We start from the raw sequence: 745 nt of genomic DNA, 5'->3' as shown, positions 1-745 counted from the left end.
TCTTTCCAAGAGTGAGGCTACTCTTCGCAGGAAACCTCTCGTTGATCATCAAGCTTTTCTGCTACCCGTTCAATCAAAGTGTAACTCAGTTGTTTAGCTTTTGCTACTTCTTGCGCTAAAGCTATTGCCCGTTCAAGGTGGGTTTCGTTAATGCTGTCGTCAAAGCCTAGATGATCTTCTATTGCAAAACTTTTCTTATAAGAATGCAAGGTCTCAACATCACCCAACAAAGCAAGAGCGCCAATATGAAGCAAAGTATAATGTGCATCGTTTGCTTTAGACGTAGTGCTTTTTTCCCAAGGAGCGATGCCATAATCAGAGCGAAGTCTTTCAGAAAGATCAATAGCCGTTACTGACCATTCTAGCGCATCATCAAGCGCCTGTGTTAAACGATCCGCAGTGACTTCTGGTTCAAAGATTTCCAGTCCCTTGGCTTCAAAATTAAGCTGTATATCTGGGATATCTTCCGTGTGGGTAGGATCAATGAATTTGCAAGCTGAAGCCAAAATGCCTGTGCTAATCAAAAAGGCGCTATCAAATTGCGGACAATCTTTAGCAATTTCGTCGTTATAAAGGATATCTACTTCACGATCCGCCAATTGATAGCTTGCCATATAGTCATCTTCATTGATTTTCTCAGTTGACCACCCTAAGCTTTTTAAAAGTTCATGAGCACTTTCCATGGTCAATGGAGCATCTTTATCATCTGTTTCAGCTACCTCTTCATTTTCACTAGCAGGTGATG

1 protein-coding gene is annotated in these 745 nt (G+C 41.5%); it reads right to left on the bottom strand.

Features of this window, described 5'->3' with window-relative positions; translation table 11 throughout:
• Positions 1-17: 17 nt before the first annotated feature.
• The coding region (locus tag ACFINC_RS09775; RefSeq protein WP_375617085.1) for a DUF6990 domain-containing protein at positions 18-745 on the bottom strand (728 nt) is incomplete at its 5' end.

It is taken from the genome of Bartonella sp. AP58NXGY (assembly GCF_042195785.1).
Taxonomy (GTDB): Bacteria; Pseudomonadota; Alphaproteobacteria; order Rhizobiales; family Rhizobiaceae; genus Bartonella.
Note: the sequence above shows the minus strand (reverse complement) of the source record. Positions and strands in the feature narration are given on the sequence as shown.